Origin of the sequence: Streptomyces sp. NPDC059695, from assembly GCF_042733785.1 — a bacterium.
In the GTDB taxonomy this organism is placed as follows: domain Bacteria; phylum Actinomycetota; class Actinomycetes; order Streptomycetales; family Streptomycetaceae; genus Streptomyces.
Map to the genome: position 1 here is coordinate 13,532 of NZ_JBHWFF010000010.1, position 17,198 is coordinate 30,729.

A 17,198-nucleotide genomic window follows, 5' to 3' on the forward strand; every position below is an offset into this window, starting at 1 on the left:
CGGGAGGACCGGGCACAAGCCCCCGGCGCCCGGGAGGACCACGTGGGCGGCAGGGGAGCTGGCATGATGGGGCGCATGGCACAGCGGGACGACCCGGAGACCATCGGCCGCAGGGTCCACCGGCTGCGAGTCCAGCGCGGGCTGACCCAGCGCCAGCTCGCCGAGCCCTCCTACACCCCCGCCTACGTCTCCACGCTGGAGGCCGGACGGGTGCGTCCGTCCGACGAGGCGCTGCACCACCTCGCCGAGCGGCTCGGCGTCGCCTTCGACGAACTCGCCACCGGACGGCCCGCCCACCTCGCCACCGATCTGCGGCTCCGGCTCACCGGGGCGCAGCGGACCCTCGCCGACGGCGCGGCGGAGGAGGCCGCCGCGCGGTACGCCGCCCTGCTCGACGAGGCCGCGGCCCACGGACTGGTCGACGAGCAGGCCACCGCGCGGCTCGGACTCGGCGAGTGCGGGCTCGACACCGGCGACCTCGCGGCCGCCCGCGAGCACTTCGAGCACGCCGAGCGGCTCCTCGCCGAGGCGTCCCTGCCCGCCCGCGTCCCGGCCCGCCGGGGCCGCGCCGTCGCGCACTACCTGGCGGGCGAACTCCGCTACGCCGTCTACCTCCTGGAGTCCACGCTCGACGAACTCAACCTCGCCGGCCTGCACGACCCCGACGCGCTGCTCCTCCTCTACACCGCCGTGATCGCCCCCTACATGGACATGGGCGCCCAGGCCCGCGCCGCCCAGGCCGCCGAACTGGCCCTGGCGCTCGCCCCGCGGGCCGAGGACCCCGCGCTGATCGCCCGGATGCACCGCTCGGTCGCGCGCACCCTGCTCGCCGAGGGCCGCATCGCCGAGGCCGACGCCTCGCTCGGCAAGGCCGCCGAGATGTACCGCCAGCTGGAGATCCGTACCGAACTGGCCAACTGCCGCTGGATGCGCGGCTACGTGTACGCCCAGAACGGCGAACTGGCCCGGGCCGAGGAGGAGCTGCGCGCCGCCCGCGCCATGCTCACCTCGCACCGGGCCTCCCTCTACAGCAGCCAGGTCGCCGTGGAACTCGCCGACGTGCTGCACCGGCAGGGCAGGTCCGGGGAGGCCGCCGAACTGCTGCGCGGGGTGCTCGGGGGGCTCGACGGCCTGTCCCCGGAGCGCGGCGCCGTCCACGCCGCAGCCGCGCACCGGCTCCTCGGCATCATCGCCGAGGACGCCCACGACACCGAGACGGCCGAGGAGCACTACGTACGGGCCCTCAGCCTCCTGGAGCGGGCGGGCGCGGCGGGCGACCTCGCCGACCTGTGCCGGCTCCTCGGGGACCTGCTGCGCCGCACCGGCCGGGTGGAGGCGGCCCTCGACGCCTACCGCACGGGGCTCGGACACCGCACGGCCGGCACCACCACCCTCGGCCCGGCCCCCGCCCAGCCGCCGCTGTAGGACCGGCGCGGCCGTACGACCGTCGGGGGCGCCGGACGCGGGGTGCCGACGAGGCCGTTCACCCTTCCCTCCTCTTCCCGTCTCCGCCCTCGGGCCCGGTCGCGGCCCCGGCACCCTCCGTCCCTCGGTCGCGCCAGGCCGGGACGGCGGCCGTGAGCATCACCGCGGCCGTGAGCGCGAAGGCCGCCGGATAGCCGGTGCGGGCCGCGAGGATTCCGAAGCCCACGGCCCCGGCGCCCATGCCCGCGTCGAAGGCGAAGTTCCACAGGGCGCTGACGGTTCCGTACCCGGAGGCGGGGACCCGTGCGTACATCAGGGTCAGGGTGACGTTCTGGACGGCGCCGAAGCCGACGCCGAACAGGGCCACGCCGACGACGACGGCGACCGGGCTGTGCGTCAGGGCGGTCAGGAGCGTTCCGCCGGCCGCGGCGGCGAGGCCGGGCAGGAGGAGGACGGCCGCCCCGTGCCGGTCGCCGTGGCGGCCCGCGACCCAGCGGGCCGCGGTCGCGGCCGCGGACTGGGCGAACAGGGCCGTGGCGACGACCCCCGCGGAGGCCGACGGGACGGCGAGCGGGAGGAAGGTCACGAGGATCCCGGCGGCGAGGGCGGTGACCGCGAAGACCAGCGTGGGCCGCAGCAGCGCGGCCGTCCGGAATCCGGCCGCCACCCCGATGTCCCGCCCCGGGGCCGCTTCGCGGTCCGGCAGGCCCGGGACCGAGACGACGGCGGCCAGCGCGGCCACGGCTCCGGCGGCGAACACCGGCCCGTACCCCACGTGCGCCGCGAGCCACACGCCCAGGGGCAGCGCCACCAGGGACGGGACCCCGGAGACGATGCCGACGAGGGCCAGCCCCTCACCCCGCCGCTCGGCCGGTACGAGCGAGGCCGTCAGCGCACCGCCCGCGACGACCGTGAAGGCGAAGCCGAGACCGCGCAGGGCGCAGACCGCCGCGATCCACGCCGTGCTCCCCGAGACGGAGAACGCGAACGCGGGCGCACCGAGGAGGACGAGGCCCGCCCCGAGCACGAGGCGGTAGCCGAAGCGGGCGACGAGCCGGGGCGTGGCCAGTTCGCCGCCCACCGTGGCCAGCATCAGCGCACCGGTGGCGAGCCCGGCGGCACCGCCGTGGCCCCCGGCGGACGCCTCGGCGTAGAGGGGGACGACCGACAGGAGCAGGTAGAAGCTGGTCGAGGCGCCGATGATCGAGACGAATCGCAGCAGCAGGGGGCGTGTCACCAGGGGCGGCCGTGCACCGGCGCCCTCCACGGAGGAGCTGAGCATCTTGGTCACGCGACGACGCTAGGGGGCGCGGCGCGGCGCCGGTAGAACCCGATTCCCGCCCCTGGCGCGGTCCTGACCCCGCCGTCCGAGCCTCGGACGGACCGCGCCCGAGCCTCTGGCGGGCACGTCGCCCGAGCGGCTGCCGGCCTCGGCGGGGGGCGCCCGTCCGGCCCTCCGGGGCGGATCGAAAAAAACTTCGGCGGGAGCTGAATCCTCTGGGGACCTCCCCGTCTCTTATGTGTGTACCGGCCGAACGGGGCCGGCGTAACCGGGAGGAAACAGCAAAATGGTGACTGCCATCATCGTGATCGGCGTGGTGCTCGTGGGTGCGTGCAGCTGGCACCTCATGCGGCGCTTCAACAAGAGCCGAAGCTGACCAGCGGCTGCGCGCGGGGCGCCTTCCGGTATGAGTAGCGCATGAATCAACGCTTCCCCTGGCCCGACGAGCGGCTGATCAAGGCCGCTCAGGACGGCGACGTCACGTCGCTCACCACTGTCGTCATGGAATCGCAGCCGCATGTGCGCAAGTTCGCCATATCGCTGTGCGCCTCGCCGCAGGACGCGGAGGACGCGGCACAGGAGGCGCTGATCATCCTCTACCGGAAGATCGGCACCTTGCGGGCCACCGGTGCGCTCGCCTCGTGGATGTTCCGGATCGTGCGCAACGAGTGCCTCCGGTCGCTGCGGCTGCTCGTCGCCCGACGTGACGAAGTATCCGCCGAACCGGAGGCAGGCGCGGAGCCGTCGGCCGAGGAGGCCGTGCTGTACCGGCTGGAGGTGGAGCGGATCGCGGCCGCGGTCAGCGCGCTTCCGCGTGACCAGCGGCAGGTCCTGATCATGCGGGACGTCCAGGGCCTGCCCGGCAAGACCGTCGCCCAGACGCTCGGTCTGAGCACCGCCGCGATGAAGTCGCGGCTGCACCGGGCGCGTGCGGCGCTGCGTGACGCGCTGGAAGCGACCGACCAGGCATCAGATCAGGCCATCGACAGACCAGTCGAAGGAGACTCACGACCATGAACACCGTGAACATCGTGAAGCCCCCCGAGGGCGTGAAGGCCCCGGTCACCGCACCGGCCGTCACCCCGATCAAGGCCCCGTCCGCGGCGCCGAACTTCGCGAGCAAGTCCGTCCCGCGCCACCTGGCGCGCGGTGTCATCGGCTTCGGGCTGATCATCGGCTCGATCGCCATGGTGCCCGTCGTCGGCCCGGCGAGCCTGCTCGCGGCGCCGCTGGCGCTCATCGCCTTCCGGGGCTGCCCCACCTGCTGGATGGTCGGCCTGGCGCAGACCATCTCCCGGGGCCGTCTTGAGCGTCAGTGCGTGGACGGCGTCTGCACCCTCACCAAGGCGCAGCCGGGGGCGAAGAACGACTGATCCCCCCGGCTCCGCGGCCTCCTGCCCCGGCCTGACCCCCACCCTCCCGCAATCCGTCCCGGAGGGTGGTGTCACCGGGCCGGGAGGCTCTGCCCATGCGCCGGAACAATCATGGGACGCCCGTCTCGAAAAACCCGCACAAGTGGCTTCTGGATTCTCTGTCACATTCGTTTTGCATACCATCCCCCCGTTCTCGCCATTGGTTTACGGAGCGGCCCCTCGGTGCTAGGGTCCGAATCGAGTTGAGTCCGGCAGGGCCGCCGAGTCGGCAACGCTGTTGATCGTGCTTCACGGGGGGAGCAACAACACCATGATCCGCCATGCCCAGAACCGGAAAGATTCGGTCGGGGACGCGCCGACGCGCCCGAAGACCGATCCGTTCGACGACCACGCCGTCGCCGTCGTCGGGCTCTCCTGCCGTTTCCCCGGCGGTGCCGGCCCCGCCGAATTCTGGAATCTCCTCAGGAACGGCCGCGACGCCATAGCGGAACCGCCCGCCGATCGCGCCCACCTCGGCGTCCGTGACGACGGTTCGCCGCGTCCCGGTGGTTTTCTGCCCCGTGTCGACGCGTTCGACGCCGAGTTCTTCGGCATATCCCCACGTGAAGCCGCCGCGATGGACCCGCAGCAGCGGCTCGTCCTCGAACTCGCCTGGGAGGCCCTCGAGGACGCCGGCATCGTCCCGGCCGCCCTCGCCGGCAGCGCCACGGGCGTCTTCGTCGGCGCGATCGCCGACGACTACGCTGCGGTCACCCACGCGGCCGGCCCCGAGGCCACCTCCGCGCACACCGTGACCGGCCTGCACCGGGGCATCATCGCCAACCGGGTCTCCTACGCCCTCGGGCTCCAGGGCCCCAGCATGGTGATCGACAGCGCACAGTCGTCATCGCTGGTGGCGGTACATCTGGCCTGCGAGAGCCTGCGCCGCGGCGAGTCCGTGACCGCGCTGGCGGGCGGCGTCAACCTCAACCTCGCACCGGAGAGCACCGAGGCCCTGGCGGCCTTCGGCAGCCTCTCGCCCGACGGCCGATGTTACTCGTTGGACGCCCGGGCGAACGGGTATGTGCGAGGTGAGGGCGGCGGCGTCGTGGCGCTGAAACTCCTCAGTCGGGCCATCGCCGACGGGGACCGCATCCACTGTCTGCTGCACGGTGGAGCCGTCGGCAGCGACGGCGCGAGCGACACCCTCCCCACTCCTGACGGAAAAGCTCAGGAACGCGTCATACGTGACGCCTGGGTTAACTCCGGAATAACACCGGAACACGCGCAGTACATCGAAATACACGGGTCGGGAACCCGCGTCGGCGATCCCGTCGAAGCCGCAGCTCTGGGCGCCGTATTCTCCTCCTCCCGCACTCCGGAAAATCCTCTCCGGCTCGGTTCCGTCAAGACCAACATCGGGCACCTCGAAGGGGCCGCGGGAATTGCCGGACTCGTGAAGACGATTCTCTGCCTCAAAGAGCGGGAACTCGTTCCGACCCTCAACTATCGAACCCCCAATCCGCAGATCCCCTTCGAGGAACTGCGCCTCGCCGCCGTCACCGAAACCGGTCCGTGGCCGAATCCGGACGCCCCGCTCTTCGCCGGTGTGACATCGATCGGAATGGGCGGCACGAACTGCCATCTGGTCCTCGGCGCATGGCCGCGCACGGCCGCCCCGACCAGCGAGAACGAGCCGGTACGGACGCAGGGAACGCGCACCTCCGCATTACTCCCGTGGGTACTCTCCGGACGCGGCGACAAGGCGCTGCGCGCCCAGGCCGCCCGGCTCCGCGAGCACCTCGCGGACCACCCGGAGCTCGACGCCGCGGCGGTCGCCCGGGCGCTCGTCCACGACCGCACCGCCTTCGGCCACCGGGCGGTCCTGACCGGCACCGACCGGGCCGCGCTGCTGACCGCCCTGGACGCGGTGGCCGACGCGGGGGTCACCCAGGCCGCGGTCACCGGCACCACCCCCGGCGCCACCCGCGAGGCCGTGTTCGTCTTCCCCGGCCAGGGCTCCCAGTGGGCCGGGATGTCCGCCGAACTCCTCGACAGCTCACCCGAGTTCGCGCAGGTCATCGGGGACTGCGAGCGCGCCCTCCGCCCGTACCGCGACTGGTCGCTGACCGACGTGCTGCGCGGCCGCCCCGGAGCCCCCGCCCTGGACCGCGACGACGTCGTGCAGCCCGCCCTGTGGGCCGTGATGGTCGGACTCGCCGCGCTGTGGCGGGCGGCAGGGGTCGAACCCGCCGCGGTCGTCGGCCACTCGCAGGGCGAGATCGCCGCCGCCACCGTCAGCGGCGCCCTCACCCTGGACGACGCGGCCCGGCTGATCGCCGTGCGGAGCACCGCCCTCGGCGCGCTCGCCGGGCTCGGAGGCGGCATGCTCACCGTCTCGCTGCCCGCCGAAAGGGTCCGCGCGGACCTGGCCGGATTCCCGCGCCTGAGCGTGGCCGCCGTCAACTCGCCCGGCATGACCGTGGTGGCCGGCGACGGGAACGACCTGGACGCCCTGGCCGCGCACTACGGCGAGGACGTCCGCACCCGGCGCGTCCCGGTCGCCTACGCCTCGCACAGCCCGCACGTCGACGCCGTGCGCGACACGCTGACCGCCGAGTTCGCCGGGATCGCGCCGCACGCCGGAACCGTGCCGCTGCACTCCACCGTGACCGGCACGGCGCTGGACGGCTCCGAGCTGGACGCCGACTACTGGTACCGCAACCTCCGCGAGCCCGTCGGCTTCGAACCCGCCGTGCGGGCCCTGCTCCACGCGGGCCACGAGCTGTTCATCGAGATGAGCCCGCACCCCGTCCTGGCGCTCGCCGTCCAGCAGACCGCGGAGGACGCCGACCTTCCCGCGGCCGCGCTCGGCACCCTGCGCCGCGGCGAGGGCGGGCCGCAGCGCCTGCTGCTCGCGTTCGGCGAGGCGTTCTGCCACGGCGCCGAGGTGGACTGGGACACGCTCCTGCCGGTCCCGCCCGCCGGGACCCCCCGCGCCGAACTGCCGACCTACGCCTTCCAGCGCCGTCGCCACTGGATCTCCGGACGGCCCCACGCCGCCCGGACCCGCCGGCCCACCGCCACGGTGCTCCCCGAGGCCGCCGCGGACGCGCCCGAGGCCGAGCACGACCTCGCCCTGACCGGCCCGGCCGCCCTGGAGCTCGTACGGGCGCACACCGCCGCCGTCCTCGGCCACGACTCCGCCGCCGACGTCGAACCCCGGCGGACGTTCAAGGAACTGGGCATCGACTCGGCGATGGTCGTCGAGCTCCGCAACCGGCTCGTCACCGCCACCGGGCGCAGGCTCCCCACCACCGTCGTGTACGACCACCCCAGCCCCGCCCGGCTGGCCGCGCTGCTCGCCGACGCGCGGGACGAGGCCGAGACGGCGCCCGAGGCCCGTACCGGTGAGGACGACCCGGTCGTGATCGTCGGCATCGGCTGTCGCTTCCCCGGCGGGGTGGACTCGCCCGAGGCGCTGTGGCGGGTCGTCGCCGAGCAGCGCGACGTGATCTCGGGCTTCCCCGCCGACCGCGGCTGGGACCTCGACGGCCTCTACCACCCCGACGCCGCCCACGTGGGCACCACGTACGTCCGCGACGGCGGATTCCTCGAAGGCGCCGCCGAGTTCGACGCCGAGCTGTTCGGGATCTCGCCGCGCGAGGCGCTGGCGATGGACCCGCAGCAGCGCGCCTACCTGGAGGTCTGCTGGGAGGCCCTGGAGCGCGCCGGGATCGCCCCGGACTCCCTGCGCGGGACCCAGACGGGCGTGTTCGCCGGTGTCATGGCCCAGGAGTACGGCCCGCGCCTCGGGGAGGCGGGGGCGGGCGCCGCCGGGTTCGGTCTGACGGGCACCACGTCGAGCGTGGCCTCGGGCCGCGTCGCCTACACCCTCGGCCTCCAGGGCCCGGCCCTGACCGTCGACACCGCCTGCTCGTCGTCGCTCGTCGCCCTCCATCTCGCGGTGCGCGCCGTCCGGTCGGGAGAGTGCTCGCTCGCGCTCGCCGGCGGTGTGACGGTCATGTCGACGCCCGGCATCTTCGTCGAGTTCTCGCGACAGCGCGGGCTCGCGACCGACGGCCGCTGCAAGTCGTTCTCGGCGGACGCGGACGGCACCGCCTGGGCCGAGGGCGTCGGCGTCCTCGTCGTCGAGCGCCTCTCCGACGCCCGCCGCCTCGGCCACACCGTGCTGGCCGTCGTGGCCGGTACGGCCGTCAACCAGGACGGCGCCTCCAACGGACTCACCGCCCCCAGCGGCCCCGCCCAGGAGCGGGTGATCCGCGCCGCCGTGCAGGACGCCGGGGTGACCTTCGCCGAAGTCGACGCCGTCGAGGCACACGGTACGGGCACGGTGCTCGGCGACCCGATCGAGGCCCAGGCCCTGCTCGCCACGTACGGCACCGAGCGCGACGGACAGCCCCTCATGCTGGGCTCCCTCAAGTCCAACCTCGGCCACGCCCAAGCCGCCGCAGGCGTCGGCGGCATCATCAAAATGGTCATGGCCCTACGCCACGCCGAACTCCCCGCAACACTCAACGTCGCCAAACCCAGCGAACTCGTCGACTGGGACACCGGCGGCGTCGAGATCCTCACCCAACCCCGCCCCTGGACCCCCACCAACGGCAGGACCCGCCGCGCCGGCGTCTCCTCCTTCGGCATCAGCGGCACCAACGCCCACGTCATCCTCGCGGAGGCTCCGGCGGACACGCCCGCCGAGGACACCACGCCGGACGGGACACCCGCCCTCGACGGCGCGGCACTGCCGTGGCTGGTCTCGGCGCGTTCGCCGGAGGCCCTGGCCGAGGGCGCCGCGCGGCTGGCCTCGTACGTACGGGAGCGGCCCGAGCTGAGCACCGCCGATGTGGCGCTGTCGCTGGCCGTCGGGCGCTCCGCCTTCGAGTCCCGGGCCTTCGTTCCCGGCGCCGAGGGACGCGACGGGCTGCTGGCCGGCCTGGACGCCCTGGCCGCCGGGGAGACCGGAGTCGTCACCTCGGCCGTCACCGGGGCGAAGCCGGGGCGGACGTCGGGTGCTCCCGTGGTGTTCGTGTTCCCGGGGCAGGGTTCGCAGTGGGTCGGCATGGCCACGGATCTGCTGGACTCCTCAACCGAGTTCGCCCGTGTGATCGCCGCCTGCGAGACGGCCCTCACGCCCTTCGTCGACTGGTCCCTCACCGCCGTCCTGCGCGGCGAGGACGGCGCTCCGGGCCTGGACCGCGTCGACGTCGTCCAGCCCGCCTCCTGGGCCATGATGGTCGGCCTCGCCGCCCTGTGGCGCGCCAACGGCGTGCAGCCCACGGCGGTCGTGGGCCACTCGCAGGGCGAGATCGCCGCGGCCGTCGTCGCGGGCGGTCTGAGCCTGGAGGACGGCGCCCGCGTCGTCGCCCTGCGCTCGAAGGCCCTGCGCGTCCTGTCCGGCGGCGGAGGCATGGCCTGGCTCAGCGTCCCGGAGCCGCGGGCGGAGGAACTCCTCAGCGCGTGGAGCGGACGCGTCTCGGTCGCCGCGGTCAACGGCCCGTCGTCGACCGTCGTCGCCGGACAGCCCGAAGCCCTCGACGAACTCCTCGCCCAGTGCGAGGCCACCGGAGTCTGGGCCCGCCGCATCCCCGTCGACTACGCCTCCCACTCCGCTCACGTCGACGAGATCCAGGACACCCTCGCCCGCGAACTCAAGGACGTCGCACCCCGGTCGGGCCGGATCGCCTTCCACTCGACGGTGACCGGTGGGCTCCTGGACACGGCCGAGCTGGACGCTTCGTACTGGTTCCGGAACCTGCGCAGCAAGGTGCGCCTCGCCGAGGTCGTCACCCGACTCGCCGCCCCCGACGTCGTCTTCGTCGAGGTCAGCGCCCACCCCGTCCTCGTCTCCGGCATCACCGAGACCCTCGGCGACACCGGCGCCGTCGTCGCCACCCTCCACCGCAACACCGGAACCCTCGACCACTTCGCGCAATCCGCCGCCGAAGCCTGGACCCACGGCGTCACCGTCGACTGGACCACCCTGCTCGCGCCGTACGACGCGCACACCGTCGAGCTTCCGTCGTATCCGTTCCAGCGTCGGCACTTCTGGCTCCTGAACGAGCCCGCCGCCGCTCCGCACGAGGTGTCCCGTCCGGTGGACCGTCCTGTCGAGCAGGCCGGTCTGCTGGGTGCGCGGCTTCCGTCGTCGCCGCTCGCGCAGGCGCAGTTCGCCCCGCGTCTCGACCCGGTGGCGCATCCCTGCCTGGGGGACTTCGTGGTCGGCGGGCGGCCGGTGGTCAGCGCCGGTGTGCTCGTGGAGTCGCTGGTCGAGGCGGTGACCGAGCTCGCCGGGCCGGGTCCGGTGTCCGTCGAGGACCTGGAGCTCCCCGTCGACCTGGTGCTCGACCCGGTCGCCGCCGACCTGTCGGCTGCCGGTGCCGAGCGCGGCGCCCAGCTCATCGTGGACGAGGGCCGGTTCCGCTACTACGCCCAGGACGCCTCCGGCGCCTGGCAGCTGCACGCGCAGGGCCGGGCCGCGGCGGGTGCGCCGGCCGCGCCGACGGTCACGCTCGCCCCCGTGGGTTCGGGCCGTGAGCTCACCGGCGACGCGCTCTACCGGCTGCTGTGGCAGCGCGCCCTGTACCTGGGGTCCGCCGCCCGCTGGGTCGAGCGGATCCGGCTCGGCCGGGGCGAGGCCACCGCGGAGATCCGGTCCGCGCGGCCCGGCGAGGCGGAGGGGTACGTGATCCACCCCGGTCTCGTCGACGCCATGTTCCAGACGGCGCTGGCGTGCCTCCCCACGGAGGGTCCGGCCCTGGTGCCGGCCGGGCTCGACCGCTTCGTGCACTACGGCCGCGGCGGGGCCCCGGACGGGCTGCGCTGTCATGCCGAGCTGTTCGACGGCGGTACGCGGGCGCGTATCCGGCTCATCACCGCGCAGGGCCGGCTGGTCGCCGAGGCCGACGGCGTGCGAATCGTCCCGGCCGTGGACCGGCCGGCGGTCGGGCCGGCGGCCGCGCCGGCGGCGACCCGCGCACCCGCGGCCGACCGGGTGTCCCCGGTCGTGCCGGAACCGGTGCGGAGGGCCGAGGTCCCGGCGCCGCAGGCGTCCGTCGAGGCGCCCGGGGCCACTCCGGCGGTGGAGCCCGGGTCGGTGCGCGCCCTCGTGGCGCGGACCGTCGCGCAGGCGCTCGGCACGGTGGCGGCCCGGCTGGACGCCGGGCAGTCCCTGCAGGCCCTCGGCCTGGACTCGCTGATCGCGATGAAGATCCGGACGGCGCTGAACCGGGAGTTCGACGTCCTGCTGCCGATGACGGCGTTCCTGGGCGGCCGGAGCACCGAGGACATCGCCGGGGACGTGCTCGACGCCCTCGGCGCGGGAGCCGAGGAGGAGACGCCGGAGTCGGGCCCCGAAGCCCCCTCGTCCGCCGACGACGCGGAGCGGTACGAGCCGTTCGGCCTGACCGACCTCCAGCAGGCGTACCTCGTCGGCCGCGGTGATGCCTTCGAACTCGGCAACACCTCCACGTACTTCCAGATCGAGATCGACCTGGAGCAGGTCGACCTGGACCGGCTCGGCGCGTCCTTCCGGGCGATGGTGGAGCGTCACGACATGCTGCGGGCCGTCTTCACCGAGGAGGGCGAGCAGCGGGTCCTGCGCGAGGTCCCGGCCTATGTGATCCGTGAGACGGATGTCTCCGCGCTGTCCCCGGAGGCGCGCGAGGAGGCGCTGGTCGCCGTCCACGAGGAGATGCGGCACCAGGTCTTCGACACCGCCCGCTGGCCGCTGTTCGACGTGCGGGTGACGCGGATCGACGATCGGGTGATCCGGCTGCACGCCGGCTTCGACGCCCTGATCATCGACGGCTTCAGCACCTCGATCCTGTTCAAGGAGTGGGCGGCGAGCTACCGCGGTGAGGAGCTGCCCGAGCTGGAGCTGCGCTACCGGGACTACGTGCGGCAGGCCCGCGAGCTGGATCGCGGGCCCGCGTACGACCGGGCGGTCGCCTACTGGCGGGACCGCCTCGACACCCTGCCGGGGGCGCCGCAGCTGCCGCTGGCCGTGGCCCCGTCGAGTCTGGACCGGCCGGTGTTCCACCACCGTGGTGCGACGCTCCCCAAGGAGGAGTGGGACCGGTTCAAGGAGCACGCGGCGGCGGCCGGGGTCAGCCCCTCGGCGGCCCTGTGCACCGCGTACGCGCAGGTGATCGCCGAGTGGAGCGCCACGCCCGACTTCTCGCTGAACCTGCTCTACTTCAACCGGCTGCCGCTGCACCCGCAGGTCGGGGACGTGATCGGCAACTTCTCCACCACGCTGATGCTGGAGATCCGCGACGCGGCCGACGACACGTTCGCCGCCCGTGCGAGCGACGTGCAGGCCCGGCTGTGGAGCGACATGGAGCACAGCCAGGTCAGCGGTGTGCAGGTGCTCAGGGAGCTGAACCGGGCGCGGGGCGCCTCGGTGCGGGCCGCCGCGCCGGTGGTCTTCACGAGCCTGGTGAACTTCGCGGGGCAGCAGGACACCGAGCGGCGCGGAGTCGTCCAGTACCTGGCGGGGATCGGTGAGAACGGCCGTCAGGTGAGCAGCTCGGTCCGTACGCCGCAGGTCTGGCTGGACCACCAGGCGGTCGAGGAGGCCGGTGAGCTCGTCCTGAACTGGGACGTGATCGAGGAGCTGTTCCCCGCGGGCTGCGTGGACGCCATGTTCGCCGCGTACCAGCGGATGCTGCACGAGCTGGCGGGTGACCCGGCGGCCTGGCGGCGGCCCCGTCCGGCGCTCGTACCGGCGGCCGATCTGGACGTACGGGCCGAGGCGAACGACACCGACGGGCCCGTGCCCGACGGGCTGCTGCACGACGCGGTGCTCGCCCAGGCCGCGGCCACGCCCGGCGCGCCCGCCGTCATCTCGTCGGCGCTGACCCTGACGTACCGGGAGCTCGACCTCAGGTCGAACCAGGTGGGGCACGCGCTGCGGGCCCAGGGCGCCGGTCCCGGCGACCTGGTGGCGATCGTCATGGACAAGGGCTGGGAGCAGGTCGTCGCGGCGCTCGGCATCCTGCGGTCGGGGGCGGCGTACGTCCCGATCGACGCGCGGGTGCCCGTCGAGCGGCTGCACGTGCTGCTCGGCAGCGCCGGGATCAGCCATGTGGTCACCCAGCCGTGGGTGGAGGAGGCGGCGGACTGGCCCGAGGGCGTGGTCAGGACCGTGGTGCGGGCCGACGACGCGGGCGAGGAGAGCCCGCTCGGCGAGTCCGGTGCCAAGCCGGGCGACCTCGCCTACGTGATCTTCACCTCGGGCTCCACGGGCCTGCCGAAGGGCGTGATGATCGAGCACGGCGCGGCCCTGAACACGGTGGTCGACGTCAACGAGCGGTACGGCGTGACCGCGGCTGACCGGGCTCTCGGACTGTCCGCGATGCACTTCGACCTGTCGGTCTACGACGTCTTCGGACTGCTCTCGGTGGGCGGCGCCCTGGTGCTGCCCGAGCCGGCCGCGCACCGCGAGCCCGCCCGCTGGGCGGAGCTCGTCGCCGAGCACGGGGTGACGATCTGGAACAGCGTTCCCGCGCTGATGGAGATGTTCACCGAGCACGCCCTGTCGAACGGTCTGACCGGGCTGCCGGTGCGGCTCGTCATGATGAGCGGCGACTGGATCCCGGTGTCGCTGCCCGGACGGATCCGGCTCCTCCTGCCGGACGCCGGGCTGTGGAGCCTCGGCGGCGCCACGGAGGCGTCGATCTGGTCGATCCTGCACCCCATCGGTGACGTCCCGGACGACTGCGTGAGCATCCCGTACGGCAAGGCGATGCGTAACCAGCGCTTCCACGTGCTCGACGCCTCGATGCGGCCCTGCCCCGTGTGGGTGCCGGGCGACCTGTACATCGCGGGCGTCGGTCTGGCCCGCGGCTACCTGAACGACGAGGCGAAGACCGGCGCCGCGTTCCTGCACCACCCGGTCACCGGCGAACGGCTCTACCGGACCGGCGACATGGGGCGCTTCCTGCCGGACGGCACCATCGAGTTCCTCGGCCGGCTGGACTCCCAGGTGAAGATCCAGGGCTACCGGATCGAGCTCGGCGAGGTGGAGTCCGGGCTCACCCAGTGCGAGGGGGTGCGCAGCGCCGCGGTCGTCGCGGCGGGCGAGCAGCACGGGCCGAAGCGGCTGATCGCGTACGTCGTCCTCGACGAGGGGCGCGACGACACGGAGCAGCAGATCACCGAGGCACTGCGCCGGGTGGTTCCGGCGCACCTGGTGCCGCAGCGGGTCCTCGTCCTGGACGAGCTGCCCCTCAGCGACAACGGGAAGGTCAACCGGGCGGCCCTGCCCACGCCGGACGAGGTCGCCGCGGAGGGCGCCGGCTTCGTGGCGCCCCGCGACGAGGTGGAGCGCAGGCTCGCGGAGATCTGGGCGGAGTTCTTCGGCGTCACCGAGATCGGGGTGACCGCGAGCTTCTTCGACCTCGGCGGGGACTCGCTGCTCGCGGTGCGCCTGATGGCCCGGATCGCGCGCGGCCTGGGCCGCAGCCTGCCGCTGTCCACCCTCTTCGCCCGGCCGACGATCGAGCTGCTCGCGCAGGCGGTCCGGGAGGCGGGCAGCGGCGAGGACGGACGCAGGGCGCTGGTTCCGGTGCGCACGAGCGGTACGCGGACGCCGCTGGTGTTCGTGCACCCGGTCGGCGGTGACGTGCTCTGTTACGCGGAGCTCGCCGAACTCCTCGGCGAGGAGCAGCCGTTCTACGCGCTGCAGCTGCCGGACGCGGAGCTGGACGGGGTCGGGGGCATGGCCGCCCACTACGTGGCCGCGGTCCGGGAGGCGCTGCCGGAGGGCCCGTACCGGCTCGGCGGCTGGTCGATGGGCGGGGTGATCGCCCTGGAGATGGCGGCCCAGCTCACCGCGGCGGGCGCCGAGGTGGAGCTGCTGGCCGTGGTCGACCTGATGGTGGAGCCCGGTCCGGCCGAGGGGACGCCCGTCTCCGACGAGACGCTGCTGTCCTGGTTCGCCCGGGACCTGGCGGGTCTGGCCGGTGTGGAGTGGGAGCTGCCGGCCGAGGCCTTCGACGGCCGGCCGCCGGTGGAGGTGCTGCACGCCGAGGCGCGGGCCGCGGGGGCGCTGTCCGGGGACATCGACCTCGGCACGCTGAGCGGCATCGTCGACCGGTTCCGGAGCAACTACCGGGCCCTGCTGCGCCACACGCCCCGTGCCTTCGCCGGGCGCGTGGTGTCGCTGCGGGCCGCGGACGGCGGTGCGACCGTCGAGACCGCGCACCGCTGGATGCGGTACTTCCCCGGTGACGCGGCCCTCGTGGACGTGCCCGGCGACCACTACACGGTGATGCGCGGCGAGCGGCTGCGCGTCCTGGCAGGCGAGCTGCGCCGGGCGCTCGACGCGCACTGAACCGGTCCGGCCGGGCCGTCCCACGGGCGGCCCGGCCGGCCCCCCGGACCGGGTGCCGCCCGGTCCGCCCCGGACGGGGTTCGGCCCCGGTCCCTCCCGGACCGGGCCGGCCCCGGTCCGGCCGATTCCCCCCGGACCGGTCCCGCGGTTCCGCGGGCTCCAGGTCCAAGAGACGAGGACATGCGGTATGCAAACAGATCAGGCCGACCCGACGCGTCGGCCGACGAGCACCCTGCCGGCGTCCGTGCCGGTCGCCGTCGTCGGGGCGGGCCAGTCCGGGCTCGCCGCCGCGTACCACCTGCGGCGGGCCGGGATCGAGTGCGTGCTGCTCGACGCGGGCGACGAGGTCGGCGAGACCTGGGAGCGGCGCTGGGACACGCTGAGGCTGTTCACGTCCGCGCAGTTCTCCGGGCTGCCGGGCCTGCCCTTCCCCGGGGACACGGCGCACTACCCGGGCAAGGACGAGGTGGTGGCGTACCTGCGGGAGTACGCCGAGCGGTTCGGCCTCCCGGTCCTGACCGGTCACCGGGTGCTGTCGCTGCGCCGGGACGGGGACGGCTATCTGCTGACCACCGCCCACGGCACGTGCCGGGCCGGCCGGGTCGTCATCGCGACCGGCGCGTTCGGCAGGGCCCGGGTGCCGGACTTCGCCGCCGGGCTGAGCCAGGACGTGCCCACCCTGCACACCAGTGAGTACCGGGGCGCGGCCCAGGTGCCGCCGGGCACCGTGGTCGTCGTCGGCGACGGCAACTCCGGCCGGCAGATCGCCGCGGAGCTGTCCGAGACCCACACCGTGGTCCTCAGCTGCAGCGAGGCCGTCTCGCCTCCGCTGCCGCAGACGGTCGTCGGCCGGGACATGTTCTGGTGGATGAGCGTCCTCGGCGTGATGAGCCTGCCGGTGAGCATGCAGGCGCCGGACCCGATCGTCGGCGACCGGGTGCCCGGCCTCGTCGCGGCGGGCCGGATACGGACGGTGGGCCGGGTCACCGCGGCCGAGGGCGCCGAGCTGGTGGTCGCGGACGGGGAGCGCCTGAAGCCGTCCGCGGTGATCTGGGCGACCGGGTATCTGACCGACTGGAGCTGGCTGGACCCGGAGATGCTCGACGAGGAGGGGCGGCCCCGGCACACCGAGGGCACGGGGGTGCTGCCCGGCAGCCACTACCTGGGCCTCTACCGGATGCGGACCCGCGGCTCGGCGCTGATCGGCTTCGTCGGCCGGGACGCCGAGCGCGCGGTGGCGGCGATCACGGCCGCCGCGACCACCACGACCGTTGCCCCCACGGCGGAAGGCGAGCCGTCATGACCACCGTCACCACGACCGAACTCGATGTGCTGGGCGCCCTGCTGGCGTTCGACTTCATCGGATTCGCCCAGAAGTCCGCCGCTCTCGACCCTGCCGGCCCCCGGTACGGGGAGGCCGTGGGCTCCGCCTTCGGTCTCGCGGCGCGCCGCCGCTTCCCGCGGGGCGCGAGCCCCGAGGAGATCGGCGCGTACGTCGCCGGGTTCCTCGGCTCGCTGGAGGCCGGGGCCGAGGACTTCGAGCCGGCGGTGCTCGAAGGCCTGGTCGCCGCCGGTCTCGCCGAGGACGGAGGACAGGGCGGTGGACTCACGGACCCGGAGCGGACGATGCAGGCCCGCCTCGTCCTGACGCTCCGCTGGGTGCGGGAGCTGGGCCTCGGGCCCGACGAGCAGCGGGAGCTGCTGGAGGAGGCCGGCCGGCTCACGGCGGTCTGACGCGCGGCGGAGAGGCGGCGCCCCGGGCGGTCCGGGGTGCCGCCTCCCG

At 74.1% G+C, this 17,198-nt stretch carries 7 protein-coding genes; 6 read left to right on the forward strand and 1 reads right to left on the reverse strand.

What is annotated here, in order from left to right; translation table 11 throughout:
* The first annotated feature begins 75 nt into the window (after positions 1-75).
* Positions 76-1,425: a helix-turn-helix domain-containing protein gene (locus tag ACFV2S_RS14505; RefSeq protein ID WP_385557816.1), complete on the forward strand. Its 1,350-nt coding sequence runs from the start codon at positions 76-78 to the stop codon at positions 1,423-1,425.
* Between the two features lie 58 nt (positions 1,426-1,483).
* Here the strand turns inward: ACFV2S_RS14505 and ACFV2S_RS14510 are convergent, their stop codons facing one another.
* Positions 1,484-2,707: an MFS transporter gene (locus tag ACFV2S_RS14510; RefSeq protein ID WP_385558324.1), complete on the reverse strand. Its 1,224-nt coding sequence runs from the start codon at positions 2,705-2,707 to the stop codon at positions 1,484-1,486.
* Positions 2,708-3,124: 417 nt separating this feature from the next.
* On the opposite strand from ACFV2S_RS14510, the gene ACFV2S_RS14515 reads away from it, so the two are divergent.
* The 5 genes from ACFV2S_RS14515 (at position 3,125) to ACFV2S_RS14535 (ending at position 17,149) form a co-directional block, all read left to right on the forward strand.
* Positions 3,125-3,724 (forward strand): RNA polymerase sigma factor, encoded by a 600-nt coding sequence (locus tag ACFV2S_RS14515; RefSeq protein ID WP_383797588.1) that lies wholly within the window; start codon positions 3,125-3,127, stop codon positions 3,722-3,724.
* Positions 3,721-4,080 carry a hypothetical protein gene (locus ACFV2S_RS14520; protein ID WP_383797589.1) on the forward strand — a complete coding sequence of 120 codons (360 nt, stop codon included), beginning with the start codon at positions 3,721-3,723 and terminating at the stop codon, positions 4,078-4,080. Before ACFV2S_RS14515 ends, ACFV2S_RS14520 begins: the two co-directional genes overlap by 4 nt.
* A 310-nt stretch (positions 4,081-4,390) precedes the next feature.
* Positions 4,391-15,415, forward strand: a complete 11,025-nt coding sequence (locus ACFV2S_RS14525; protein ID WP_385557820.1) for an amino acid adenylation domain-containing protein — start codon at positions 4,391-4,393, stop codon at positions 15,413-15,415.
* A gap of 187 nt (positions 15,416-15,602) precedes the next feature.
* Positions 15,603-16,718, forward strand: coding sequence for a flavin-containing monooxygenase (locus ACFV2S_RS14530; protein WP_385557823.1), 1,116 nt, complete (start codon positions 15,603-15,605; stop codon positions 16,716-16,718).
* Positions 16,715-17,149 (forward strand): hypothetical protein, encoded by a 435-nt coding sequence (locus ACFV2S_RS14535; protein ID WP_385557826.1) that lies wholly within the window; start codon positions 16,715-16,717, stop codon positions 17,147-17,149. Before ACFV2S_RS14530 ends, ACFV2S_RS14535 begins: the two co-directional genes overlap by 4 nt.
* Positions 17,150-17,198: the final 49 nt, after the last annotated feature.